Source organism: Intrasporangium chromatireducens Q5-1, from assembly GCF_000576575.1.
GTDB classification, from domain to species: Bacteria; Actinomycetota; Actinomycetes; order Actinomycetales; family Dermatophilaceae; genus Intrasporangium_A; species Intrasporangium_A chromatireducens.
The window spans coordinates 1-648 of sequence record NZ_AWQS01000560.1; the positions used below are offsets into that span (position 1 = coordinate 1).

1 protein-coding gene is annotated in these 648 nt (G+C 69.3%); it reads left to right on the forward strand.

What is annotated here, in order from left to right; translation table 11 throughout:
* A partial coding sequence (locus tag N864_RS22880) for a M6 family metalloprotease domain-containing protein (RefSeq protein WP_034723033.1) occupies window positions 1–648 on the forward strand: 648 nt, incomplete at both ends.

Sequence of the window (648 nt, forward strand, 5' to 3'; positions counted from 1 at the left end):
CGAGCCGGACGGCTACATCGACCACTTCCAGGCGGTCCACGCCGGGGAGGGCGAGGAGGCCGGTGCCCCGGAGTGGACGATCTGGTCGCACCGCTGGGCGGTGGGCCAGCGCTCGGGCGGCGGTCCGAGCTGGAACCGCAACGGCGGCGTCCAGATCGGCAACACCGGGTTCTGGATCCGCGACTACACGACCGAGCCGGAGAACGGCGGCCTGGGAGTGTTCGCGCACGAGTTCGGCCACGACCTCGGGCTGCCAGACCTCTACGACACCAGTGGCGGCGAGAACGGCACGGGGTTCTGGACGCTGATGAGCTCGGGGTCCTGGCTCGGCCACGGGCAGGACTCGATCGGTACGACCCCGAACCACATGGGCGCCTGGGAGAAGCTGCAGCTCGGGTGGCTCGACTACGCGACGGTCGCCCACGACGAGAAGGCGACCGTGATGCTCGGCCCGTCGATGCACGCGACGAAGAAGGATCAGGCGCTCGTCGTCACCCTGCCCAAGGACGCCAACGGCAAGGACCGCTTCTACATCGCCGAGAACCGCCAGTACGCCGGGTACGACGCGACCTTGAGGACGGGCCCGTACAACTTCGGCTGGCTCGAGACGCGGCCCGACTGGGTGGAGCACTTCCCCTACCAGGACGG